Here is a 23,988-nt window from a genome sequence, read left to right as displayed (position 1 = left end):
CCCCCGGATGCCGACCGGTACCCTGAACACACCATGGCGATGTACACGAATCACCCCGTGTCGGCGCTGCCGACGGCACCGCCGCGCGAGACGACCGGGCACCTGCTGCTGCGCGCCTGGTGCGTGCTCGTGCTCGTGCTCGCCCTGGGTGGCGTCGGGCTCGTCAACGCGGTCGGTCCCCTCGTCGCCGCGATCGTCGTCGCCTGCTCCGCCGTGGTCTCGGCGATCGTGTGGATCGTGGTGCGTCCCCCGGTGGCGGTGCGCCGCCTGCCCTGGCTCGCCTTCGGATACGTCGCCTGGGCGGCGGCCTCGATCTCGTGGAGCGCGTGGCCCGCGGCATCCGTGCTCACGTGGCTACTGCTGGCCATCACGACCTTCCAGGCGCTGTTCATCGGCGCCGTGCTCACCTGGCGCGACGTCGTGCGGGCGGTCGCGTCGGCCGCCAAATGGATCGTGGGCCTGTCGCTGCTGTTCGAGGTCGTGGTCTCGGTGTTCGTGCGCGGCCCGCTGCTGCCCGGCTTCGTCGTGCCCTCGGAACGGGTCGATCCGATCGTCTACTGGTCGCGCGACAACCTCTTCGACGGCGGTCGCATCCAGGGCGTGTTCGGCAACGCCAACCTGCTGGCCGCGGTCATGCTCGTCGCCCTCATCGTCTTCGCGGTGCGCCTCGCCGCCGGAGCCCCCCGCCGCACTCTTCTCATCGGCTGGATGGCGGTCGCCGCCTTCCTCTTCGTCCGTGCCGGGTCGGCGACGGCCTTCATCGCGGCGGCCTTCGTCGCCCTCGTGCTCGGCACGGTGCTGGTGATGCGCACGGCCCGTCGCCCCGGCGAACGCACGCGGTGGTACCTGCTGTACGCCGCCGTCGGGCTCGGCGCGGGCGCCGCGCTGTGGTTCGGCCGCGACGCCCTGTTCGGGCTTCTCGGCCGCGGCGCAGACCTCACGGGCCGCGAGGGCATCTGGGCCGACGTCGTGGCGCGCGCCGACCAGCACCCGATCGTCGGGTGGGGCTTCTCGACGCCCTGGATCGCCTCGGAACCGCTCATCGACGGCTGGATCGTCGACCACGGGCAGACCGTCGTGCAGGCGCACAGCATGTGGTTCGACGCGTATCTGCAGCTGGGGGGCATCGGCGTCCTGCTGCTCGCGCTGGTGTACCTCGCGTACGTCTGGCGCTCGTGGTTCTTCGCCGTCGATCGACCGCGGTGGGACCTGCGCGCCGATCGCCCGCACTCGCCCCTCACACTGCTCCCGACCCTGATCGGAGCACTGCTGGTCGTGCTCGGCCTGACCGAATCCGGGCCGCTGCTGCTGTGGGGATGGATGTTCGTCGTGCTCTTCGGCGCGAAGATCAAGCAGACGCCGCTCGTGGGGGTCGGCCCCAGCGAGCAGAGCCTGTCGATCGAACGCGGCGAGCTGCAGAGACCCGCGCCGTGACCTCGGCGCCGGCCGCGCCGCTCCCCCTGCTCGCCTCCCCGGCCCTGGCCCGCGCCTTCACCCTCGCGGTGTTCGCCGCCGCCTTCGGCGGCTTCGCGATCGCGGCGGCCGCCGGGTCGGTGACGCTCGCGACGGTGTTCGCGGGGCTCTGCGCCCTCGGCGGCGCGATCCTCTGGGCCCGGCGCGACGAGATCGACCTCGTGCGCCTGGCTCCCACGACACTCGTGCTGCTCGTCGCCTGGGCGGGGGCGAGCGTGTTCTGGAGCACGGCCCCCGCCGAGGCGCTCGGCGGATGGCTCTCCTTCGCCGCGCTGGCGTTCCTCGCGGTGGTCATCGGGCTCGTGCGCGACGCGGTGCAGACGGTGCGGTCGCTCGGCGACGTGCTGCGGTGGCTGCTGGGCCTGTCGCTCGCGCTCGAGGTGCTCAGCGGCATCCTGCTGGATCTTCCGATCCCCTTCCTGCAGATCCAGGGGGCGATCGCCGACCTGGGTCCCGTGCAGGGCGTGTTCGGAACGCGCAACGCCCTCGGTTTCGTCACGGTCGTGGCCCTGATCACCTTCCTCGTGGAGTGGCGCACCCGGTCGGTCGGGACCGGGGTCGCGATCGGCTCGGTGCTGCTCGGCGGCGTGCTCGCGGCGCTCAGCGGCTCGCCCACCGTCATCGTCGTCGCCGCCGTGACGGGGCTGGCCGCGGGGGCCCTGTGGGCCGTGCGGCGCGTTCCTGCCGCTCGCCGTCGCACGGCGCAGACGCTGCTGGGCGCGGGCGTCGTCGTCGCGACGGGGGCGGTCTTCGCGCTGCGCGCTCCCCTCGTCGCCGCGCTCGGCGCGAGCGCCGACCTGTCGCTGCGCACCGATCTGTGGGTGCGCGTGCTCGACGTGGCCGAGCTGCGTCCGGTGCAGGGGTTCGGCTGGTTCGGGGCGTGGGTACCCGGCATCGTGCCGTTCGACCTGATCACCCTGGCGCTCGGCGCGTGGCATGCCTCCGCGCTCAGCGCCTTCCTCGACGTGCTGCTGCAGCTCGGGTGGGTGGGGCTGCTGCTCTTCGGCGCCCTCGGCGGCCTCGGCCTGGCCCGCGGGTGGCTCGTCGCGGGCTCCCGCCGCGCGGTCGTGCACGCGTGGGCCCCGTTGACGCTGGTCGCCCTGCTCACCGTCTCGGTGTTCGAGAGCTTCACGCTGACGGGGGCCGGGTGGCTGCTGCTCGCGCTGTGCGCGGTGCGGGCGGGGCAGTCCCGCTCGTGGCGCGAGCAGCTCGACCAGCGCATGGCCGCCGCCGCACCGCCGGGCGCTGCGGCCGGCGAGAACCCCGCGGCGGGCCCGCGCACCCCCCGCACCGACGACCCCGGCGACGGGACCGACGGCGATGCCGACGCTCAGGACGGCCCGCGACGCGCCGGGTAGACTTCCCGCTGGCTAGCTGGCCGCCCGCGGCCGCGGCCCCTGAACGAAAGACCTCTTCGTGACGTACACCCTGCAGAACGCCGTGCTTCCGCTCGATCGCGACCCCGACCTTCTCCCGCTGTACGTCGACCCCGAGACCTGGTCGACGATCGACGAAGAGCCCGTGCGCGTCACGAACGTCGCCCAGCTCAGCAACATCCTCGACCGCCACCGCGCCCGCATCGTCGCGGGGCGCCGCGTGTCGTTCGGCACCTACTTCAACGCCTTCCCCGCCTCGTACTGGCAGCACTGGACGGCCGTCCGCCAGGTGCGCCTGACCGTGCACACCTCGGGCAACGCCACGATCCTGGTGTACCGCTCCAACGGCAGCGGCACGAAGCAGCGCATCGAGACCCGCGAGGTGAAGGGCGACGAGGTCGCGACATCATTCGACCTCGTGCTCGACCAGTACAGCGACGGCGGGTGGATCTGGTTCGACGTCGCCGCCGACCGCGCGGACGCGATGTTCGAGGGCGCCGAGTGGACCACCGAGCAGGAGCCGGCGCGCGGCGGCAAGGCCAGCATCGGCGTCACGACCTACAACAAGCCCGACTACTGCGTCGAGACGCTCCAGGCCCTCGCCGACGCCCCCGACGTGCTCGACGTCGTCGACCGCGTGTTCATCATCGACCAGGGCACCGACCTCGTCGAGGATCAGGACGCCTACCCCGCGGTGGCGGAACGCCTGGGCGAGACCCTGCAGGTGCTGCGTCAGCCGAACCTCGGCGGGTCGGGCGGGTTCGCCCGGGCCATGGTCGAGACCCTCGCCCGCTCGGGCAGCGACTTCGTGCAGCTGCTCGACGACGACGTGCGCATCGAGCCGGAATCCATCCGCCGCTCGGTGGTGTTCGGCCGCTACGCCTCGGTTCCCACGATCGTCGGCGCGCACATGTTCGATCTGCTCGACCGCCCGAAGCTGCACGCGTGGGCCGAGGTCGTCGACGACGCCCCCTTCATGTGGCGGGCGCTCTACCAGGAGCGCCTCCCTCACGACTTCAGCGTCGCCAACCTGCGCCAGAGCCCCATGCTGCACATGCGCCTCGACGCCGACTACAACGGCTGGTGGATGTGCCTCATCCCCACGAGCATCCTGCGCGACATCGGCCTGTCGCTGCCTGCGTTCATCAAGTGGGACGACGCCGAGTTCTGCGTGCGGGCTCGGGATGCCGGGTACCCGACCGTGTCGATGCCGGGTGTGGCGTTGTGGCACGTGTCGTGGATCGGCAAGGACGATTCCATCGACTGGCAGGCGTACTTCCACGCCCGCAACCGCATCGTCGCGGCCCTACTGCACTCCCGCTCACCGCTGGGCGGAACCCTCATCCGCCACAGTCGACGTGTCGATCTGAAGCACCTCATGATGATGCAGTACTACCCGGTGGAACTCCGGCACCGGGCACTGCGCGACATCCTGTCGGGCCCCGAGCACATGCGCGCGGGTCTGGCCACCGCCATGCCCGACGCCCGCGCCGTCGCCCGGAAGCACCCCGAGACCGTCGTCCACAAGGACTCGGGCGTTCCGCTGCGGGCCCGTCGCGGCCGGCAGGTGTTCAAGCGTCTGAAGAAGCACGAGTTCGACAGCCCGCGCGGCCTCGCCCTGCGCACCTTCACCGTGCGCACCCTGCTCTCGCACTGGTTCCACACCCCCGATCCGGCCAACGTCGACCAGCCCGAGGTCGAGTTCGGCAAGAACGACGCGCACTGGTGGCGCATCCCGACGTACGACAGCGCGCTCGTGAGCGCCGCCGACGGCTCGGGCAAGAACATCTACACCCGCGATCGCGCTCAGTTCCGCCGCATGCTCGTCGACAGCGTGCGCCTGCACCGACGCCTGCAGCGCGAGTGGCCCCGCCTGTCCGCCCAGTACCGCCGGGCTCTTCCCGACCTCGTCTCCGAGGCCCAGTGGCGCGCGACCTTCGAGGAGCGCTCGTGAACGCGTTCGACCCGGCCACGGCGACGATCGTCGTCGTCACCTACAACCGCACGCACCTGCTGACGCGCCTGCTCGAGAGCATCACGCAGATGGAGCCGGCGCCCGGCCACCTCGTCGTCATCGACAACGCCTCGACCGATGACACGACCGCCGTCGTCGAATCGTTCCGGGACCGCCTCCCCACCGAGCTGGTGTACCGGCGACTCGACACGAACACCGGTGGCTCCGGCGGCTTCAGCGAGGGCATGCGCGTCGCGTACGAGCTCGGATCCGAGTGGATCTGGCTCATGGACGACGACGTCGAGGTCGTCTCCGACGGTCTCGCCCGCATGGGCCGGTGGGCACCGCGATTCCGCAGTATCCAGGGGCGGCGCTACGACTACGACGGCAGCGAGTTCTACTGGCAGTACCGCGTCGCCGAGTCGATGGCGATCCCCATCCCCTTCGCCCCCGCCGGCTTCGACGAGTCCGGCTTCAAACCGATGAACTCGGGCTGCTTCGAGGGGATGTTCATCCACCGCGACATCGTCGCGAAGATCGGCCTGCCCGATCCCCGCTTCTTCATCTACTGGGACGACCAGCTCTACGGGTGGCTCGCCTCCCGCCAGACGCCCTCGGTGATCGTGAACGAGTTCGTGCTGCGCCGCACCCGCGAGATCAAGCAGTGGGACATGGGCATCCGCCACATGAACGCCTCCAGCGACGCGTACCGGTACTACATCATGCGCAACCGCGCGTATCTGCAGAAGTACTACCGCCAGCTCGGCGTCTACCGGGCCCTGCCGTTCAGCGCGGGGACCACCCTGACCTTCGTGAAGGAACTGATCCGCCTCGTGGTGGTGGAGCGCAAGCTCCGCGGCACGAGCCACCTGTTCCGCGGCCTCCGCGACGGGCGCCGCATCACCCGCGACGCGTCGTGGAAGCCGATGCCTCCCCTGGAGCCCGCTCAGCCCGTCGCGTAGTCGGCGTTGTACCGGTCGAGCACCTCGGCGATCGGGGCGTCGAGCTTCAGCTCGCCGCCGTCGAGGTAGAGCCCCCGCGTGCAGAACCGGCGCAGGTCCTTCTCGTTGTGGCTGACGAAGAACAGGGTGCGCCCCTCGGCGAGCAACTCGTCGATGCGGCGATAGCACTTCTCGCGGAACGACCGGTCGCCGACGGCGAGCACCTCGTCGACCAGCAGGATCGGCTCGTCGAGCTGCGAGACCACCGAGAACGCCAGGCGCACCTTCATCCCGTTCGACAGGTGCTTGTACGGGGTGTCGACGAAGTCGCCGATCTCGGCGAAGGCGATCATGTCGTCGAAGCGTCGGGAGACCTCGGCCCGTGGCATCCCGTGCAACCCGGCGGTCAACCGCACGTTCTCGCGGACGGTGAGGTCGCCGACGAAGCCCCCGGTGATCTCGATGAGCGGCGCGACCCCGCCGTCGACGGACACCCCTCCCTCGTCGGGGAGAAGGACGCCCGCGACGAGTTTGAGCAGCGTCGACTTGCCCTGGCCGTTGCGGCCGACCACGCCGATCGACTCCCCCGGCTGCACCCGGAACGACACGTCGCGCAGCGCCCAGAACTCGTCGGGGCGCGAACGGCGCGCCGCGCCGCCGAAGATGTCCTTGAGGCTGCGGCCGCCCCGGCGGTTGCGGCGGAAGCGCACCCCCAATCCCTGGACGTCGATCGCGGGACCGGCCATCACAGCTCCTTCAACACCGGACGCTCGAGCCGCGGGAAGACCACCAGGCCCAGACCCAGGATGCCGAGGCTCACCGCCGCACCCACCACGACCGTGAGGGTGTCCCACTGGTCGGGGAAGAACCCGACGCGGTAGAGCGTGAAGATCCCCGCGAGCGGGTTGAACGCCGCGATGTCCGCGAAGACGCCGGGGAGGTTGCCGACGCCGTAGATGATGGGCGACGCGTAGAACAGGGCGCGCAGCACCAGACGAGTGGTGCGTTCGAGGTCGCCGAACATCACGCACAGCGGGGCGACGATCAGACCGAGCCCCACCAGGAGCGTCGTCTGCAGCAGCACGGCGAGCGGGAAGGCCAGCAGCGCCCACGACACCTGCGCCCCGCCGAAGACCGCGAACAGCACGAGCACCGGGAGCGAGAAGAGGAACTCCACGCCCTTGCTCACCACGATGCGGTTCACCCAGATCCACCGCGGGATCGATGTCGAGCGCACCAGGCGGGAGTCCTTCTTGAACGCCTTCGTGAAATCCGTCACGGCGGAGTTGAACCACACCCACGGCAACAGGGCCGTGATGAGAAAGACGATGTAGGGCTCCTCCCCCACCGAGCGGTGGAAGACCTGGGTGAAGACGAACCAGTAGATGCCACTCATCACGAGGGGATCCAGCACCGACCACAGGTATCCCAACGCGCTGGTCGAGTAGCGCACGCGCAGATCGCGCGCCGACAGCAGCCACAGCGAGTGGAGGGAGCGCCGCGCCGATCCGGGGGCGCCGACGGCGGCGGGGGTCACGGGGAAATCCTACGCGGGGCGCTCATCCGAGCCTGGCCGGGAGCTGCTCGGCCAGCGACGGGCCGAGCGATCGGGCGTACATGCGGGTCAGGTGGTTGTCGTCGCGGTACACCGCGACGTTGCCGATGACACCGACGCAGAGGTCGTCGGGGCAGATCCACGGGGTGAGATCGACCAGGCTCAGCCCCGGTCGATCGAGGTCGTCGGCCGGGTTGCGGTCGGCGAGGGACGCCGAGCGGGGAACCGCGCACTCGAGCGGGTCGGCGGACTCGTTCACGCAGCCGAACATGTCGAAGGCGAACCGCGGGTTGTCGCGGATGCCGAGGACCTCGATCCCGGCATCGCCCATGCGGTCGAGGAACCCCTCGATGCCGGCCCGCACCATCTCGTCGTCGTCGCCGGCGTCGGAGCGCGTGACCACCGTCATCACGGCGTCCGGCGCGATCCGCTCGACGTGCGCGATGGCGGCCTCGCGCCAGTCGTCGCAGGTCGGATCGAGCCCCGGCTCGTCGAGGCCCATCGAACATCCGCCCTTCACCAACGACACCACGCCCCAGCGCTGCGCGTCGGCGACCGGCAGCAGCGCGGCCGTGATCTGCTGGGCGTGCGAGTCGCCGATGACGGCGACGGTCCGCGACGCGCGGGAGGTGCCCGCGGTCTCGAAGCACGTCCCCTCGAGGATCTGCTCGGTGACGAGCCGGTCCGACGAGCACACCTGCTCGAGCTGGGTCCACTCGTCGTCGAGCAGGGTGGGAAGCGGCAGCAGCATCGCGTCGGCGGGCGTCCGGGGCAGGGTCGGGTCGCGGAGCACGGCCGCGCCGGGGTTGGCGACCTCCGCGCGCGCAGCGATCACGCGTTGCTCGCTCCACGACGCGATCTGCCAGCTCGCCACCGGCACCGCGACCACCGTGGTGGCCACCGCCAGCACGGCGATCGGAACGAGCGCGGAGGGATCGGAACGCCGCCACGCCCGGACCGGGCGGTCGACGGCCCAGGTGAGCGCGCGCGCCAGCAGCAGCGACAGCACGATGATGCCCGCGCCCCCGACCAGCCCGACCTCGACGCGGTCGTTCACGACGAGGAAGGTCACCAGGATCGGCCAGTGCACGAGGTAGAGGGCGTACGCGTCGCGTCCCACCGCCCGCAGCGGTCGGGATGCCAGCAGCCGCCCGGGACCGAGATCGCGTTCCCCGTCGGAGGTCGAGCCCGAGACCACGATCGCGGCGGCGCAGAGCACCGGCCATAGCGCGAGGAAGCCCGGGAAACCGCCGCGGACATCGAGGACCATGCCGAGCACGAGCAGGCCCGCCAGCCCCGTCCACCCCACGACGGCGCGCGCCACCCGGCCCAGGCGCACGTGCGGCAGCAAGAGCACGAGCAGGGAGCCCGCCGCGAACTCCCAGAGCCGAGCGCCGGTGTCGAAGTAGGCCGCCTCCTGCGCGGCCGCGGTGCGGATGACCGAGTAGACGAACGAGACGAGGAACACCGCGCCGAAGACCACCCCGACGACGCGATCGGGTGACAGCCCCCGGCGACGGACGAGCACCTGGCACAGCGCCAGCAGCGCGACCCACAGCAGGAACGCCTGCCCCTGCACCGACAGCGACCAGAAGTGCTGCAGCGGGCTCGGGACCTCGGTGCGCGCGTAGTAGTCCACGGCATCCGCCGCGAGCACCCGGTTCTGCACGTAGGCGAGCGAGGCCCACGTCTGCTCCCACACCATGCGCCACGCGGTGGGCGGGTACAGCGTCCACACCAGCGCGAGCACGCCGACGAGGGTCACCGCGGCGGCCGGCAGGAGCCGGCGGAAGGTTCCCAGCAGGTGGCGGATCGGGCGCACGGGGTGATGTCCGGCCATTCGCCGGACGAAACCGCGGGTGAGGAAGAACGCCGAGAGCATCAGGAAGACGTCGACGCCGCCCGAGACCCGTCCGAACCACACGTGGTACGAGACGACCAGCAGGATGGCCACGGCACGCAGCCCGTCGATGTCGGGCCGATACGCCCAGCGCCCCTCGTCCGCCCGTCCGGCGCGTGCCGGGCGGGTGCGCGACCCGAGGGTCAGAGGCACGGCGACGTCACGCGAGCTGGTTGTTCCACATCGTCAGCGCCGAGCCGATCGCCATGTGCATGTCGAGGTACTGGTAGGTGCCCAGTCGTCCGCCGAAGTGCACGTCGCGCTCGCCCTTGGTCAGCTCGCGGTACGCGAGCAGACCGGTGCGGTCGTCGGCCGTGTTGACCGGGTAGTACGGCTCGTCGGCGCGCGTGGCGAAGCGGGAGTACTCCCGCACGATGACGGTCTTGTCGGTCGGGTAGGTGTCGGCGCGCTCGGGGTGGAAGTGCTTGAACTCGTGGATGCGCGTGTACGGGGTGTCGGCGTCGGCGTAGTTCATGACGCTGGTGCCCTGGAAGTCGCCGATCGGCAGCACCTCCTGCTCGAAGTCGAGCGTGCGCCACGACAGCTCTCCCTCGGCGTAGTCGAAGTACCGGTCGACCGGGCCGGTGTAGACCACGGGCACCTGGCCGACGGTGGCCTTCTTGTTCAGGGGCTGCGACTCGTCGAAGTAGTCGGTCGACAGCTTCACGTCGATGTTCGGGTGATCGGCCATGCGCTCCAACCACGCGGTGTAGCCGTCGACCGGCAGACCCTCCCACGTGTCGTTGAAGTAGCGGTTGTCGTACGTGTAGCGCACCGGGAGGCGCGAGATGACCTCGGCCGGCAGGTCTTTGGGGTCGGTCTGCCACTGCTTCGCGGTGTAGTCGCGGATGAACGCCTCGTACAGGGGGCGGCCGATCAGGGCGATCCCGCGCTCCTCGAGGTTCGTGGCGTCCTTGGCCTCGAACTCGCCGGCGAGCTCGTGCACGAGCGCCCGCGCCTGATCGGGCGTATACGCGGCCTGGAAGAACTGGTTGATCGTGCCGAGGTTGATCGGCAGCGGGAACACGACGCCCTTGTGGGTCGTGTACACGCGGTGCACGTAGTCGGTGAACCGCGTGAAGCGGTTGACGTACTCCCACACCGTCGGGTTCGACGTGTGGAAGAGGTGGGCACCGTAGCGGTGCACCTCGATGCCCGTCTCGGGCTCGTTCTCGGAGTAGGCGTTGCCGCCGATGTGGTGGCGGCGGTCGATGACCGTCACCTTGCGACCTGCGGCGGCCGCGCGCTCGGCGATGGTCAGGCCGTAGAAACCCGAGCCGACGATGAGAAGATCCATGCGGAGAAGCGTCTTTCGTGTCGACGGATGCGCGGAGACGGTGCCGCGACCCGTCCAGTCTAAACGGCGGCCTCGCCGACGCCTTCAGGGGCGGGTCAGGGACCGTCCGTTAGCATGACTGACTGTCGTCCAGCGAGAAATGGGAGTGCATGAGCGATTCCTGGTCGGTGATCGTGATGCCCGTCATCGTCTCGATCCTCGCTCTCACCGTCCCCGGAATCGTCGTCCTCGCGGCCGGGTGGGGCGTGCGTCGCCTGCGCATCCTGGCTCTGGCCCCGGTCGTGTCGATCGCGATCCTCGCGGTCTCCGCCACCGTGGCGCCCTTCATCGGTCTGGGGTGGTCGCCGCTGCCGGTGGTGATCCTCACGGTCGTCGCCGCCGCCGCCGCCTTCGGCCTGGGCCGCTGGGTCGGCCCCGAACGCGACGACCGCACCCCTCCGTCCACCGCGGTGTGGGGCATGGTGGCGCTCGGCATCGCAGCCGTCGTGATCGCGCTGCAGCTCGCGGTCGTCTTCGGCGGGCCGGCGCACATCTCGCAGACCTTCGACGCGATCGTCCACCTCAACACCGTCGCCTTCGCCGTCGACACCGACAACGCCTCGGCCTTCCACATCGGCGCGACATCCGACATCGGGTTCTACCCGAACGGCTGGCACACCGTCGCCGCCCTCGCGGCCAACGTCACGGGGGTCTCGGTCCCCCTCGCCGTCAACGCGGCCAACATCGCGCTGTCGGCCGTGGCCTGGCCGCTGTCGGTCGTCGCGCTCAGCACGGCCCTGCTGTCGGAGCGCACCGCGGTCGTGGTGAGCTCCGCGGCGCTGTCGACCGGATTCGGCGCCTTCCCGATCCTGCTGATGTTCTTCGGCGTGCTCTACCCGAACGCCATGGGCTACGCGGTGCTGCCCGGCGGCGTCGCCGTCGTGGTGCACCTGCTGCGCAGCCGCGGCCTGCCCGCCCGCGCCCGCGCCACCGTGCTGCTGCTCGTCGCCTCGGCGGGGGTCGGGTTGTCGCACCCGAACGCGTTCCTCGGCATGGTCGCCCTCGGCGCGGCGATCGTCGTCGTCGAGCTGCTGACCACGGCGATCTCGTTCCCCACCCGCCGCCGGTGGATGGCGACGGCGGCGATGCTGCTCGGACTGCTGCTCGTGCTCGCGGTGCTGTGGCGGGTCATGCGAACCAACGCCGAGATGTCGCGCTGGCTGCCGTGGCAGACCACCGCGCAGGCCCTCGGCGAGGCGCTGCTGCTGTCGCCCCACGGCTACACCGTCACCGTGACGATCTCGCTCCTGCTGCTCGTCGGCGTGGTCGCGATCGTCCGGCGCCCGCGCCGCCTGGTGGTCGCCGGCCCCATGGTGGTCGCCACCGTGCTGTTCGTGCTGGTGTCGGGCACCGCCGCGGGCAACCCGGTGCGCGAGCTGCTCACCAACCCCTGGTACAACGACTCCTTCCGCTTGGCCGCACTGCTCCCCGCCGCGGGGATCCCCGTCGCGGTGCTCGGCGCGATCACGCTGGTCGACCTCGCGGCGCGATCGCTCCAGCGCGCCCGCGCGTCACGCGGCCTGCGCGTGGCCATCGCCGCGGTCGCTGCCGTCGTCGTCTTCTCGGTCGGGGTGAGCCCCAACATCGTCCGCGCGGTGCAGGACGCCCGCGGCGCCTACGCGCTCGACGCGGGTTCGCCCCTGCTCACGGCCGACGAAGAGGCCCTGCTCGAGCGCCTGCCCGAGACCACCCCCGCCGACGCCGTCATCGCGGGCAGCCCCTGGACCGGCACGTCGCTCGCCTACGCGATCGGCGAGCGCGAGGTGCTGCGCAAGCACGTCTTCGGCGCGTTCGGGCCCGACGAAGAGCTCATCAACAACGCCCTGCGCGACATCGACAGCGACCCCCGGGTGTGCGAGGCGGTCGATCGCCTCGGCGTCGACTACGTCCTCGACTTCGGTGCGCAGAACGTGTGGAACAACCCCGGCGTCGGACTCGACCGCCAGGGACTGTACGGCCTCACCCCGTCGGAGCACCTCGTGCTCGTCGACCAGCAGGGACCCGCCGCGCGCCTGTTCCGTATCGAGGGCTGCTGAGGTGCCCCGCTCCTCGACGGTCGCCGTCGCCTACGACTGCCTCTTCCCGTACTCCACGGGCGGGGGCGAGCGGCAGTACCGCGCGTTCGCCGACGAGCTGGGGCGGCGGGGCCTCGAGGTCGACTACCTCACCGCCGTGCAGTGGGAGGGCGCGACCCCCGTCGAGGAGCGCTTCCGCATCCGTCCCGTCACCGGCCGCCTGTCGCTGTACTCCGCCGACGGCGTGCGCCGCATCCCGGCGGCCCTGCGCTACGCCGCCGCACTCTTCCGCGCCCTCGTGCGTCGACGCCGGCGCTACGCCGCCGTCATCGTGAGCGGGTTGCCGATCTTCAACGTCTTCGCCGCGCGCCTGGCGCTGCTCGGCTCCGGCACGCGCCTGGTGGTCGACTACCTCGAGGTGTGGCACCGCCGCCAGTGGGTCGAGTACTCCGGCACCGTCACCGGCACGATCGCCTGGGTGCTGCAGCGCGCGGCGATCGCGATCACGCCCCTCGCGACCTGTCACTCGCAGCTCAGCGCCACGCGCCTGCGCCGCGAAGGGCTCCGCCGCCCGCCCGTGGTGAGCCCGGGCCTCATCGACGGCGCCGTCGACGTGGCGGCCCCCTCCTCCGCGACCACGCCGCCCTACGTGCTGTACGTCGGTCGTCACATCCCCGACAAGCGCGTCGAGGCCCTGCCCGCCGCCGTCGCCGCCGCCCGCGCGGGAATCCCCGACCTGCGCCTGATCGTGCTGGGCACCGGACCCAGTTCCGACGCCGTCCGCGCCGAGGTGCGCCGCGTCGGGGGCGACGAGTGGACCGACTTCCCCGGCTTCGTCTCGGATGCCGAGCTCGACACGCTCCTGCACGGCGCCCTGTGCCTCGCGAACCCGTCGCGTCGCGAGGGGTACGGGCTCGTCGTCGTCGAGGCCAACGCCCACGGCACGCCCGTCGTGCTCGTGGCCGACGAGGGAAACGCCGCCACCGAACTCATCGACGACGGCGTCAACGGCGTCGTCGCCCCCTCCACCCGACCCGACGACCTCGCCCGGGCGATCCGGGCCGTCGCCGACGGGGGTGACGACCTGCGCCGCACCTCGCGCGCCTGGTACGACACCGCCGTGGGCACCCGCACCATCCGCCGCACCGTGGAAGGGATCCTCTCGGCACTGCCGCTGCCGACCCCCGCCGCGGTGAAGACGAAAGAAGACACCCCGTGACCACTCCCGACTCGACGGACGTCGAGCTGACGATCCTCATGCCGTGCCTCAACGAGGCCGAGACGCTGGAGGTCTGCATCCGCAAGGCGCAGGGCTTCCTCGCCCGCAGCGGCATCCGGGGCGAGGTGCTGATCTCCGACAACGGCAGCACCGACGGCTCGCAGGCCCTCGCCGAGCGCCTGGGCGCCCGCGTCTCGCACGCGCCGCGGCGCGGCTACGGCGCGGCTCTCATCAACGGCATCGAGACCGCGCGCGGGCAGTACGTCATCATGGCCGACGCCGACGACAGCTACGACTTCGAGAACCTCGAGCCGTTCGTCGAGCGCCTGCGCGCGGGAGCCGACCTGGTGATGGGCAACCGGTTCCTCGGCGGCATCGCCCCGGGCGCCATGCCGCCGCTGCACAAGTACCTCGGCAACCCGGTCCTGTCGTTCATCGGACAGCTGTTCTTCCGACCGGGCATCCGCGACTTCCACTGCGGTCTGCGCGGCTTCAACCGCGCGCGCATCCGCGAGCTCGATTTGCAGACCACGGGGATGGAGTTCGCCTCCGAGATGGTGGTGCGCGCGTCGCTCGCGCGATACCGCATCGAAGAGGTGCCCACCACGCTGAAGAAGGACGGGCGTTCGCGTCCTCCCCACCTGCGCAGCTGGCACGACGGCTGGCGCCACCTGCGCTTCCTGCTGCTGTTCGCCCCGCGCTGGCTCTTCGTCTACCCGGGCCTGGTGGCGTTCTTCCTGGGGGCCATCACCGTCGGCGTGCTGTCGTTCGGCGGCATCGAGATCGCCGGGGTCGGGTTCGACGTGACGACCATGGTCTACGCGAGCGCGCTGTGCGTGACGGGGTTCCAATCCCTGCTGTTCTTCTGGCTGACCAAGCTCTACGCCACGCAAGAGGGCTTCCTCCCCACCAGTGAGCGGTATCGGCGGATCGTGGCGAGGTGGTCCGCCGAGCGCGGCCTCCTCATCGGCGTCGGCCTGTTCCTGCTCGGCATCGTGATCGCCATCGTGCAGGTCTCGCTGTGGGGCAGCCTCGACTTCGGCACGCAGAACGCCGCCCAGGCGGTGCGCATCGCCGTGCCCAGCGCCCTGACGATCGTCCTGGGCTTCCAGACGGTGATGATGAGCTTCTTCTCGGGCGTACTCACCACGCCCCGGCGCGAGCAGCGCCCCGAAGCCGTCATCGAGAGCTGATGGCCGACCGACGCATCCTCGTCGATCTGCTCGGCTTCACCGGGTCGCGCGGAGGCACCGAGACGTACGTGCGCGAGCTTCTGCCGCGCCTGGCGGAGCGCCTGCCGCACGTGCGCTTCGCCGCCCTGACGGGCCGCGTCGGCGCCGAGCGCGTGTCGTCGTTCTTCCCGGGGCACGTGCAGACGGTGCCGTGGGTGGGCGCCGACCCCGCGACGTGGGCGCTGGGCGCCGTCGCCGTCACCGGCCCCGTCGCCCGTCGCGGCCGCGCCGACCTCGTGTGGGCGCCGGCGAATTTCGGGCCGGTGTTCCGCGGCGTCCCGCGCGTGGTGACCGTGCACGACGCCATCTACGACGAAGTGCCGGGCGGCCTGGCCCAGCGGGCACAGCGCGCGGTGACCTCGACGCTCATGCGCCGGTCGGCCCGCACGGCCGACCGCGTCCTCACCGTCTCGCACGCGGCCGCGGCCAGCATCTCGGCGCACCTCGACGTCGACGCCACGCGCATCGACGTCGTGCACAACGGCAGCACCGTACCGCGTCCGGTCGCCGATCCCGCCGGCATCCTGGCTCCGCTCGGCCTGCCCGATGACCGGCCGATCGTGCTGAGCGTGGGTAATCGCATGCCGCACAAGAACTTCCCCGGCCTGCTCGCCGCCTGCGCCACCATCGACCCGGCCGTGCGCCCCGTCGTGGTCGTCGCGGGCAGCCGCCTGCCCGACCCGCTCGCCGAAGACGTGCGGCGACTCGGCCTCGAGCGCGACGTGGTGCTGCCCGGGTGGGTGAGCGACGATCAGCTCGAGGCGCTGTTCCAGATCGCCGACCTGTACGCGTGCCCCTCGCTGGTCGAGGGCTTCGGGCTGCCGGTGGTCGATGCGCTGCGGCGCGGCGTCGCCGTGCTCGCCCACGACGTGCCCGTGCTGCGCGAGGTCGGCGGCGACGCCGCCCGGTACGCCGATGCGACGGATGCCGCCGCCTTCGGCGCCGCGATCACCTCCGCGCTGACGGCGCCGCCGGATGCCGCCACGCGGGCCGACGCCCAGCGGTGGGCGTCGCGCTTCACGTGGGACGACGCGGCCGACGCCACGGCCGAGGTGCTGGATCGCACGCGCGGGGAGCGACGACGGTGAAGGTCCTGCTCGCGCGCCTGATCGGTTTCGGCACCGCCCCGATGATCGTCGCGGTCGTACCGCTGCTCGTGCTGCCGATCGCGGCGCGCATCCAGGGCGCCGAGGGATGGGCGGCGATCGGAACGGGTCAGGCGCTCGGCAGCCTGTTGGCGATGATCTCGAGCTACGGCTGGAACGTCGCCGGCGGCGCCCGGATCGCGATGGCCGAGCACGACGAGGCGCGTCGCGACGTCTACGCGCACAGCTTCTGGTCGCGTCTGGCCGTCTTCGCCGTCGTCGGCGGCGTGACGGCCGCGATCGCCGCGGCCCTCGTCGGCGGGGCGTTCGGCGGGGTGGCCGCTCTCGTGGTGCTCGCGACGGGGCTCACCGGCCTGACGATGTCGTGGTACGCCGTCGGCACCGGCCGGGCGCGGATGGTGCTGTGGTTCGAGGCGATCCCCATGGCCGTGTTCACGGCCGCGAGCGCCGCGATCATGCAGCTCACCGGTCAGCTTGTGGCGTATCCGCTGATGATGATCGCGGGCGTACTCGTCGGTCTCGCCGCGCTGCACGTGCACATGTACGGCCGCGTCGTCCCCCCGTTCCACGTCGGCGGCATCGGGCGCAGCTTCCGCGAGAACCTGCCCCTCGCCAGCGCCGACGGCCTCGGCGGCAGCTACACCACCGCGCCGGTGCCGATCGCGCAGGGGGTCGTGGGCACGCAGGCCGCGGCCGAGCTCACCTCGGCCGACAAGCTGTACCGGGTCGGCCTCACGGCCATCCTCATCGTGGGCAACACCCTGCAGAAATGGGTGCTCGAAGCCTCGTGGGAGGCCGGCCGCACCCGCCGCCACCTCGTCGCGCTCGCGCTGCACCTCGTGGTCGGCGTGATCGGCCTGCTGGTGCTCGTGCTGCTCGGACCCTGGCTCACGGCGGCGTTCCTCGGTGAGGCGGTGGCCCCTCCGGCATCCATGTTCCCCGCCTACGGCGTGACGTACCTGATCATCTCGCTGACGACGCCGCTCATCCGCAACGTCCTGGTGCCCGCGGGCCGCAACCGCGTCGTGCTGCTGGCGATCGTCGCTTCGGCGAGCGTCGGCCTTCCGGCCATGTTCGTGCTCGGCGCGACCCTCGGCGCGACCGCGATCGTCTGGGGTCTGGCCGTGTCGGAGGTCGTGGTGCTCACGGTCGTCGGCATCGCCGCGACCCGCGAGATCCGCGCGCAGCGCAGGCTCCTCACCCGCGGCTGAGGGCACGGCGCGGGCAGACGCACCGACCGCGGCGGCTCAGCGCGCGGCGTTTCCGCGCCGACCGCCCGTGACGCTCCAAAGCGCCGCCCCGAGCAGGTGAACGACGGCGGTGCGCGGGGTCGCCTCCGAGCGACCGACGGCCCCGAGAACGGCGCGCACCGTCGCCCCGGCCCGCCGGCGACGGCCGAAGGCGGCGGCGAGCGCGCGCGCGACGGGGGTGTCGACCCGAGCGCGCAGAGCGTCGGTCATGGCTTCGGCCCAGCCGGCGTTGACGACGTAGAGCGAGCGGGCGAGGGCGCGCGGACCACCGCCCTCGGCGGGGAGCGCCGCGCGGCGCCGTCTCAGCGTCTCGCGCCAGCCGAGGCGCGCGGCATCGGCCTCGCCGAGCACGTTGGCGGTGTGCTGCACGTAGTCCTGCACGACCCGGTCGACCACGCGGGTGCCGTCGGTCGCGGCGGCGCACACGGCCAGCCAGTGATCGTGCACCTGCGCGGGACCGGGGAGGGCGGGGAAGGGCAGGGCCACGTCGAGCAGCGAACGACGCAGAACGCACAGGGCGCCCGAGAACTGGTTCTCCAGCACCAGCGAGGCCGCGTCCACCTCGCGCCGCGCCGTGGATGCCGTGACCACCACACCCTCGGGATACGTCACCACCCGCGCCTGCCCGCTGACGAGCGCTGCGTCCTGCAGCGCCGGCACGAGGGTGGCGAGCTTGTCCGGCATCCAGACGTCGTCCTGATCGCTCAGCGCGACCCACGCGGCGTCAGCGGGCACCGCGGCCAGTCCGCGTTCGAAGTTGCGGTAGAAGCCGACGCGCTCCTCGAACCCGATGACCTCGAACCTGTCGTCGTCGCCGACGGCGTCGATCATCTGCGCGCGCACCGCGTCGGAGCCGCCGTCGGCGACGACGAGGCAGCGGAACGCGCCGAGCGTCTGCGCCTGGAGCGAGCGCAGCTGCCGGGCGAACAGCTCCGCCGGGGGCCGGTACGCCGCCAGCACGATGTACCCCTCGATCGGGGCGGCGGCGGGGTCGGTGGGGGTCATGGGCGGGTGCGCCGGGGAGGCGGTCCCATCGTACCGACCCGGGTCGACCACGGGTGCGGCCGTACACTGGGGGCTCATCCCGCCCGTGCTGCCCTCCGGGTGCCGGTGTCCGAACGAAAGGCCGGTCGCGCATGAGTGCCGATCCCGAGATCGACATCGTGATCCCCGTGTACGGGGGCTGGGACTTCGTGCGCACGTGCGTGCGCGCGGCGCTGGACCAGAGCGTCGCGGCACGCGTCATCGTCGTCGACGACCGCTCGCCCGACGACACCGCCGACCGCATCGAGAAGGCCTTCCCCGAGGTCACGCTGCTGCGCAACGAGGTCAACCTCGGCTTCGCCCGCACGTGCAACGTGGGCATGGAGGCGGGAGACGCGCGGCTGGTCATGCTCGTCAACAGCGACGTCGTGCTCGAGCCCGGTGCGGTCGCTGCGGCGATCACCGCGCTACCCGACGACCCGGCATCCCGCATCGGCAGCGCCGCGACCCTGCTGCTCGCCCCCGACGGCTCCGTCGACTCGTACGGCATCGTCGCCGACGTCACCGGCGCCGGCTTCGTGCGCTTCCACGGCGCGCCCCTCTCGGCGGTGCACGCCAGCGTTCCGCCCGTTCTCGGTCCGTACGGCGCGGTCGCGGTCTACCGCCGCGCCGCGCTCGACGAGGTGGGCACGTTCGACACGAACATCTTCATGTACGGCGAAGAGCTCGACCTGGCCTTCCGCCTGCGCGCGGCGCGCTGGGGCTGCGTCGCGATCACCGAGCCGGTGGGCACGCACCTCGGCGGGGCGAGCGCGGGCACCGAGTCGGAGCGCCAGCGCCGGTTGTCAGGGTTCGCCCGCGGCTACCTGCTGCGCAAGTACGGCGTGCTGCGTTCGCGGTGGGGACTGCGTGCCGTCGCCGTCGAAGCGGTGGTGTCGGTCGCGCGCCTCGTGCTGCGGCGCGACCTGGTGTCGCTGCGCGGCCGCATCGAGGGATGGCGCCGCGGTGCGCGGGCGCCCCGACTCCCCCTGCCGCTCGACGCCGTCGACGCGACGATCGATCTGCGCACCTCGCTGCGCATGCGCGGCGACGGCTACTGGGCCGGGCGCGCCTGACCCCGTCGGCCGCATCGCCGGTCGCTCCGTAAAATCGGACGCATGCTGTCCGCTCTCCGCTCGCGCGTGCGCGCCGCGCGCGACCTCGCTCCCCTGCGCCCCCTGGTCGCGCGCCTCGACCGCGTCTGGTGGGCGCGCGTCATCCGGCGGGCGGGCATCGTCGACCTCGACTACGTCCGCGCGCAGACGGGTTCGCCGCTCTCCGAGGCCGCCGCCGTGCGCCGCTATGTCAACGGCGGATATCGCGACGGCCTGCGTCTGTCGCCGCTGTTCGTCGACACCGCGGTCGGCGACCACCTCCCCGAGGCGTGGCGTGTTCCCGCGCTGTACGCCTATCTCGTCGCCGATCCGCGAGGTCTGCAGGTGAGCCCCCTGTGGGATGCCGTCGCGTACGGCACCCGTCATCCCGACGCGTGGGACGCCCCGGGAGGACCGGTCGGACACGCGTGGCGCCGGCGCGAGGCCCACTCCCTGCCCTACGGCCCCGCGGCGGAACCCGCGGTCGCGACGTGGTCCGAGCTGTCGCGCACGATCACCGCGGCGGCGTCCCGCGCCCGCGTCGGCGGAGAGGTCGCCGCGACGGCGGGCCGTACTCCCCTGTCCCGCGAGCTGCTGCTCGCCCTCGGCCCCGAGGAGTGGGATTTCGACGAGTCGATCGCCGAGGCCGTGCGCTTCGCCGACGTCGACGGTCAGGGAGTGGCGATCGCCGTGCTCGACGACCGCCCCGAGGACTGGACGCTCGCCTCGATCATGGCCGCGTCGCACCCGCGCGTCCGTATCAGTCGGCGGAGGCATGACGACGCCGCGCGCGCCCTCGACGAACTCGTGCAGACCTCGACCGCCGAGGTGCTGGTGCTGCGCGGCCCCAACGAGACGCTGACCGCCGCCGACGCGGTCGTCCTGACAGCGCGCGTCGCCGCGGAGCCGTCGGGAACGGCCGTCGCCCCGGTCTGGCGCGACGGCGACGGCACGATCGCCGCGGTCGGAGCGACCTCCGAGGGGCGCTTCCTCGCCGGGCACCCCGTGGAGGACCTCACCGCCCTCTCCCCCGCCACGATGCTCGAGGTCCCGGCCCTGGCGGGCCTCACCGTCGCCGTCCGTCGCGCCGACATCGACACCGCGCTGCGGGGCTCGGATGCCGCGGGACGCCTCGGCACGCGCGCGCTCGTCGCCCTCGACATCGAGACGCGCACGCGCTCGCGCGTCGCCGACCCCACCGCGCAGACCCCGGATGCCGGTTCCCGCACTCCCGGATCCGCCGGCCGCGACGCGGCGTCTGCCGAGGCGCCGCGGCCCCTCGCCGGTGCCGACGACCTCCTCCGCCGCGCGGGGTGGGAGCGCACGCTCTCCGGTCCGCTCCCCCGGGTGCGGCGCCCCGGGCGCACGATCGAGCTCGCCGACGGCACTGAGGTCCCCGTGCTGCGCTGGGCGCTGCGGACCGCGACGCCGGTCGGCGTCCGGGCCGAGGGATGGGGCGACACGCACTTCGCCCGCGCCCTGGCCGGGGCGCTCCGCCGGCTGGGGCAGGAGGTCGTGATCGACTCCTACGCCGCTCGCACGCGCTCCACGCGGCACCTCGACGACGTCACGGTCGCCCTGAGGGGCCCCGAGCCCCTCGAGGCCTCCCCCTTCGGCGTCTCCCTGCTGTGGGTCATCAGCCACCCCGACGAGATCACCGCGACCGACGTCGCGGGCTTCGACCGGGTCTTCGCGGCCTCCGCCCCCTGGGCCGCCGCCACCGGCGCCGAGCTCGGCGTCGCCATCACGCCCCTGCTGCAGTGCACCGATGCGACGCGCTTCCGCCCCGAGGGGCGCGAGCGCGGCGGCGACATCCTCTTCGTGGGCACGGCGCGTGGCATCCTGCGCCCCTCGATCGTCGAGCCCATCCGCGCCGGCATCCCCGTCACCGTCATCGGTCCGGATTGGCGCGGCTGGATCCCGGCCTCGCACATCCGCGCCACCGGCGTCTCGAACGACGACCTGCCGGGACTGTACGAGAGCGCCGGCGTGGTGCTGAACGACCACTGGCCCGCCATGCAGCAGCGGGGGTTCATCGGCAACCGCCTCTTCGACGTGGTCGCCGCGGGCGGCCGGGCCATCAGCGACCGGGTCGAGGGGATCGACGAGCTGTTCGGCGGCGCCGTCGCCACCTACGACGAGGTGCCCGAGCTCATCCGAATGCTCTCGCACGACGTGGATGCCGTCTTCCCCGACGCCGATGTGCTGGCCGCGGCCGGCGCGCGCGTCCGCGCCGAGCACTCGTTCGACGCGCGGGCGCGCACCCTGCTCGACGCCGCCGTGCGCGCCTCGGAGGCGCAGCCGCGACGCTGACCCGCGGGTGCGGGTCGGCGGGAGCTCAGCGGAAGCGCACCTCGGCGGGGACCGACCCCAGCGAGTCCGACCGGCCGTGCACCGTGAACTCCGCGCCCTGCATGAGGGCGTGCGAGGTCGACTCGCTGATGCCGTGCAGGTTCGCGTTGACCCAGTAGCTGCCGGGGTTGAAGCGGGCGCTGTCGACGTCGATCTCGACGGTCGTCGTCTCGCCCTCGTGCAGCGGCGGCAGCGAGGTACCCAGCATGCTGGTGTTCGACGCCAAGGCCAGCAGACCAGACGAGGTGTCGATGCTGAAGCCGAGCGCCCACTCGTCGAGCGTGCGCAGGCCGCGCACGGTCACACCGACACGGAAGGAATCGCCCGTCTGGAAGTCGTTGGACCGGGTGCCGTCGGCCGCGCGCACGTCGACCGCGACGATCTCCGCCGCCCGCAGCACCTGCTCGGGGCGCGCGGACACCTTGCCGGACCCCTCTTCGAGCAGCTCGCGGAAGCGCTCCACGGCGGCTTCGGCGAGACCGTCGAACGCGACCCGGCCCTTGTCCATGAGGATCACCCGATCGCACAGCTCCTCGATCTGGTCGAGGGCGTGCGACACGATGATGATCGTGCGTCCCTGGCGCTGGAACTCCTTGATCTTGTCCAGGCACTTGCGCTGGAACTGCTCGTCACCCACGGCGAGCACCTCGTCGACGAGCAGGATGTCGGGGTCGGTGTGCACGGCGATCGCGAACGCGAGGCGCACGAACATCCCCGACGAGTAGAACTTGACCTGGGTGTCGATGAAGTCGCCGACGCCCGAGAAGTCGAGGATGTCGTCGAAGCTCGCCCGGGTCTCTTCCCGGCTGAGCCCGAGCACCGAGGCGTTCAGGTAGACGTTCTCGCGACCGGTGAGGTCGGGGTGGAACCCGGCGCCCAGCTCGATCAGAGCCGCCACGCGTCCGCGCTGCTTCACGTCGCCGGAGGTCGGCTGGATGATCCCGCCGATGACCTTCAGCAGAGTGCTCTTGCCCGAGCCGTTGTGCCCGATCAGACCGATGGTGTTACCCGCGCGGATGTCGAGGCTCACGTCGCTGAGCGCCCAGAAGTCCTGGCGGTGGCGACGGCCGGCGCGGCCGAGCGTGACGAGGCGCTCCTTGATGGAGGTGTCTTTGCGCACGACGAACCGCTTCGACACGTCGGTGAGCACGACGACCTCGGGGCGCGCCAGGGCGGGGGTCACGTCAAACGACATATCGATCACAGTTCCTGGGCGAAGTTGCCCTGAAGGCGCACGAAGACACGGTGGCTGAGCACGAGCAGAACGAGACCGATGAGCAGGGCGACGGCCATGCGCAGCACGAGGTGGGCGGGCTGGTCCAGACCGTCTCCGCCGAGCCAGAACGCCCGTTGGAATCCGAGCACGGCGAGGGTCAGCGGGTTGTTCGTGTAGATCTCCAGCAGCGTCGGGCTCGTGATGATCTGACTCGCGAGATGCCAGGCGTACAGCACCGGCGAGAGCCACATGAGGAGCATCGTCACGACCTCGACCAGGTACTGCACGTCGCGGAGGTAGACGTTCACCGCCGAGAAGAAGAGCGAGAAGGCCAGACCGTAGACGAGGATGAGCAGCAGCGAGGGGACCGCGTAGACGATCTGCCAGTGCAGAGGCGGCTTGCCGGCGATCAGCGTCGCGACCAGCAGCACGCCGAGCTGGATGAGGAAGTTGAACAGGGCCGACCCGGTCGCCGCGAGCGGGAAGATCTCGCGCGGCATGTACACCTTCTTCACGACACCGCCGTTGGCGATGATCGATCCGGTGCCGCCCACGGCGATCTCCTGGAACAGGCTCATCGCCGTCAGGCCGGTGAAGATGAAGATGGCGAAGTCCGGGATGCCGCGCGCCGCGCCCAAGAACTGGCCCAGCACGACGAAGTAGATGCCCAGCAGGATGAGGGGGCGGATGAGCGCCCACACGAATCCGAGCGCGGAATCCTTGTAGCGCGCCTTGATGTCGCGCTTGACGAGGAGGTCGAGCATCTCGCGGCGCGCGAAGATGTCGCGCAGCGTCGTCCAGAGCGATGCGAACCCCAAGCCGGGGGTGACGCCGACGGAGCGCATCGGCATCTCCGCGAGGCGTGCGAAGCGCGCGTTATCCGCGGAGGATGAGGAACTGGACATGGGGACCGATTCTACTGGTGGGTTTCTGCACGGGGTCTGAA

At 71.7% G+C, this 23,988-nt stretch carries 18 protein-coding genes; 11 read left to right on the top strand and 7 right to left on the bottom strand.

What is annotated here, in order from left to right; all coding sequences use genetic code 11:
* Positions 1–33: 33 nt before the first annotated feature.
* From IFR11_RS03280 to IFR11_RS03265, 4 genes are read left to right on the top strand one after another with little or no spacing between them, the layout of a single operon-like run.
* Positions 34–1,434, top strand: a complete 1,401-nt coding sequence (locus tag IFR11_RS03280) for an O-antigen ligase family protein (RefSeq protein WP_055834525.1) — start codon at positions 34–36, stop codon at positions 1,432–1,434.
* Positions 1,431–2,831 carry an O-antigen ligase family protein gene (locus IFR11_RS03275; protein WP_191915204.1) on the top strand — a complete coding sequence of 467 codons (1,401 nt, stop codon included), beginning with the start codon at positions 1,431–1,433 and terminating at the stop codon, positions 2,829–2,831. Before IFR11_RS03280 ends, IFR11_RS03275 begins: the two co-directional genes overlap by 4 nt.
* A 58-nt stretch (positions 2,832–2,889) precedes the next feature.
* Positions 2,890–4,803: a glycosyltransferase gene (locus IFR11_RS03270; RefSeq protein WP_055834521.1), complete on the top strand. Its 1,914-nt coding sequence runs from the start codon at positions 2,890–2,892 to the stop codon at positions 4,801–4,803.
* Positions 4,800–5,765: a glycosyltransferase family 2 protein gene (locus tag IFR11_RS03265; RefSeq protein WP_055936635.1), complete on the top strand. Its 966-nt coding sequence runs from the start codon at positions 4,800–4,802 to the stop codon at positions 5,763–5,765. The genes IFR11_RS03270 and IFR11_RS03265 overlap by 4 nt, the downstream gene beginning before the upstream one ends.
* Here the strand turns inward: IFR11_RS03265 and IFR11_RS03260 are convergent.
* The 4 genes from IFR11_RS03260 to glf are packed head-to-tail and all read right to left on the bottom strand — an operon-like array spanning position 5,750 to position 10,496.
* Entirely contained in the window at positions 5,750–6,490 is a 741-nt protein-coding gene (locus tag IFR11_RS03260; RefSeq protein WP_191915203.1) for an ABC transporter ATP-binding protein, read from the bottom strand. The two genes, IFR11_RS03265 and IFR11_RS03260, sit on opposite strands and share 16 nt — an antisense overlap.
* Positions 6,490–7,281, bottom strand: a complete 792-nt coding sequence (locus IFR11_RS03255) for an ABC transporter permease (RefSeq protein ID WP_055834512.1) — start codon at positions 7,279–7,281, stop codon at positions 6,490–6,492. Before IFR11_RS03255 ends, IFR11_RS03260 begins: the two co-directional genes overlap by 1 nt.
* A gap of 22 nt (positions 7,282–7,303) precedes the next feature.
* On the bottom strand, positions 7,304–9,352 hold the full coding sequence (locus IFR11_RS03250; RefSeq protein WP_191915202.1) for an SGNH hydrolase domain-containing protein: 2,049 nt from the start codon (positions 9,350–9,352) through the stop codon (positions 7,304–7,306).
* A gap of 7 nt (positions 9,353–9,359) precedes the next feature.
* On the bottom strand, positions 9,360–10,496 hold the full coding sequence (glf, locus tag IFR11_RS03245; protein WP_055834508.1) for a UDP-galactopyranose mutase: 1,137 nt from the start codon (positions 10,494–10,496) through the stop codon (positions 9,360–9,362).
* A 149-nt stretch (positions 10,497–10,645) separates the two neighbouring features.
* Here glf and IFR11_RS03240 point away from each other — a divergent pair, with 149 nt between their 5' ends.
* Genes IFR11_RS03240 through IFR11_RS03220 form a run of 5 tightly spaced genes read left to right on the top strand, consistent with a single transcriptional unit; the run spans position 10,646 to position 17,318 of the window.
* Positions 10,646–12,571 carry a DUF6541 family protein gene (locus tag IFR11_RS03240; RefSeq protein ID WP_191915201.1) on the top strand — a complete coding sequence of 642 codons (1,926 nt, stop codon included), beginning with the start codon at positions 10,646–10,648 and terminating at the stop codon, positions 12,569–12,571.
* 1 nt (position 12,572) lies between these two features.
* A complete protein-coding gene (locus tag IFR11_RS03235; RefSeq protein WP_191915200.1) occupies positions 12,573–13,769 on the top strand; it encodes a glycosyltransferase in 1,197 nt (398 codons plus the stop codon).
* On the top strand, positions 13,766–14,962 hold the full coding sequence (locus tag IFR11_RS03230) for a glycosyltransferase family 2 protein (RefSeq protein WP_082516491.1): 1,197 nt from the start codon (positions 13,766–13,768) through the stop codon (positions 14,960–14,962). Before IFR11_RS03235 ends, IFR11_RS03230 begins: the two co-directional genes overlap by 4 nt.
* Complete coding sequence (locus tag IFR11_RS03225; protein WP_191915199.1) at positions 14,962–16,089, top strand: glycosyltransferase family 4 protein; 1,128 nt, start codon at positions 14,962–14,964, stop codon at positions 16,087–16,089. The genes IFR11_RS03230 and IFR11_RS03225 overlap by 1 nt, the downstream gene beginning before the upstream one ends.
* Positions 16,086–17,318: a lipopolysaccharide biosynthesis protein gene (locus tag IFR11_RS03220; protein WP_055834496.1), complete on the top strand. Its 1,233-nt coding sequence runs from the start codon at positions 16,086–16,088 to the stop codon at positions 17,316–17,318. The genes IFR11_RS03225 and IFR11_RS03220 overlap by 4 nt, the downstream gene beginning before the upstream one ends.
* Positions 17,319–17,354: 36 nt before the next feature.
* Here the strand turns inward: IFR11_RS03220 and IFR11_RS03215 are convergent, their stop codons facing one another.
* A complete protein-coding gene (locus IFR11_RS03215) occupies positions 17,355–18,362 on the bottom strand; it encodes a glycosyltransferase (protein ID WP_191915198.1) in 1,008 nt (335 codons plus the stop codon).
* Positions 18,363–18,493: 131 nt separating this feature from the next.
* On the opposite strand from IFR11_RS03215, the gene IFR11_RS03210 reads away from it, so the two are divergent.
* Together IFR11_RS03210 and IFR11_RS03205 are read left to right on the top strand one after the other, a co-directional pair.
* Positions 18,494–19,456: a glycosyltransferase family 2 protein gene (locus IFR11_RS03210; protein WP_191915197.1), complete on the top strand. Its 963-nt coding sequence runs from the start codon at positions 18,494–18,496 to the stop codon at positions 19,454–19,456.
* 42 nt (positions 19,457–19,498) lie between these two features.
* The gene (locus tag IFR11_RS03205; protein WP_191915196.1) at positions 19,499–21,787 is read left to right on the top strand and encodes a glycosyltransferase; all 2,289 of its coding nucleotides are present in this window, start codon (positions 19,499–19,501) and stop codon (positions 21,785–21,787) included.
* Positions 21,788–21,812: 25 nt separating this feature from the next.
* Here the strand turns inward: IFR11_RS03205 and IFR11_RS03200 are convergent, their stop codons facing one another.
* A complete protein-coding gene (locus IFR11_RS03200; RefSeq protein WP_055835915.1) occupies positions 21,813–23,021 on the bottom strand; it encodes an ABC transporter ATP-binding protein in 1,209 nt (402 codons plus the stop codon).
* Positions 23,022–23,026: 5 nt separating this feature from the next.
* On the bottom strand, positions 23,027–23,947 hold the full coding sequence (locus IFR11_RS03195; RefSeq protein ID WP_191915195.1) for an ABC transporter permease: 921 nt from the start codon (positions 23,945–23,947) through the stop codon (positions 23,027–23,029).
* Positions 23,948–23,988 lie beyond the last annotated feature (41 nt).

The organism is Microbacterium sp. CFBP 8801, from assembly GCF_014839455.1.
GTDB lineage: Bacteria > Actinomycetota > Actinomycetes > Actinomycetales > Microbacteriaceae > Microbacterium.
This window is presented reverse-complemented; position numbering and strand designations above follow the sequence as displayed.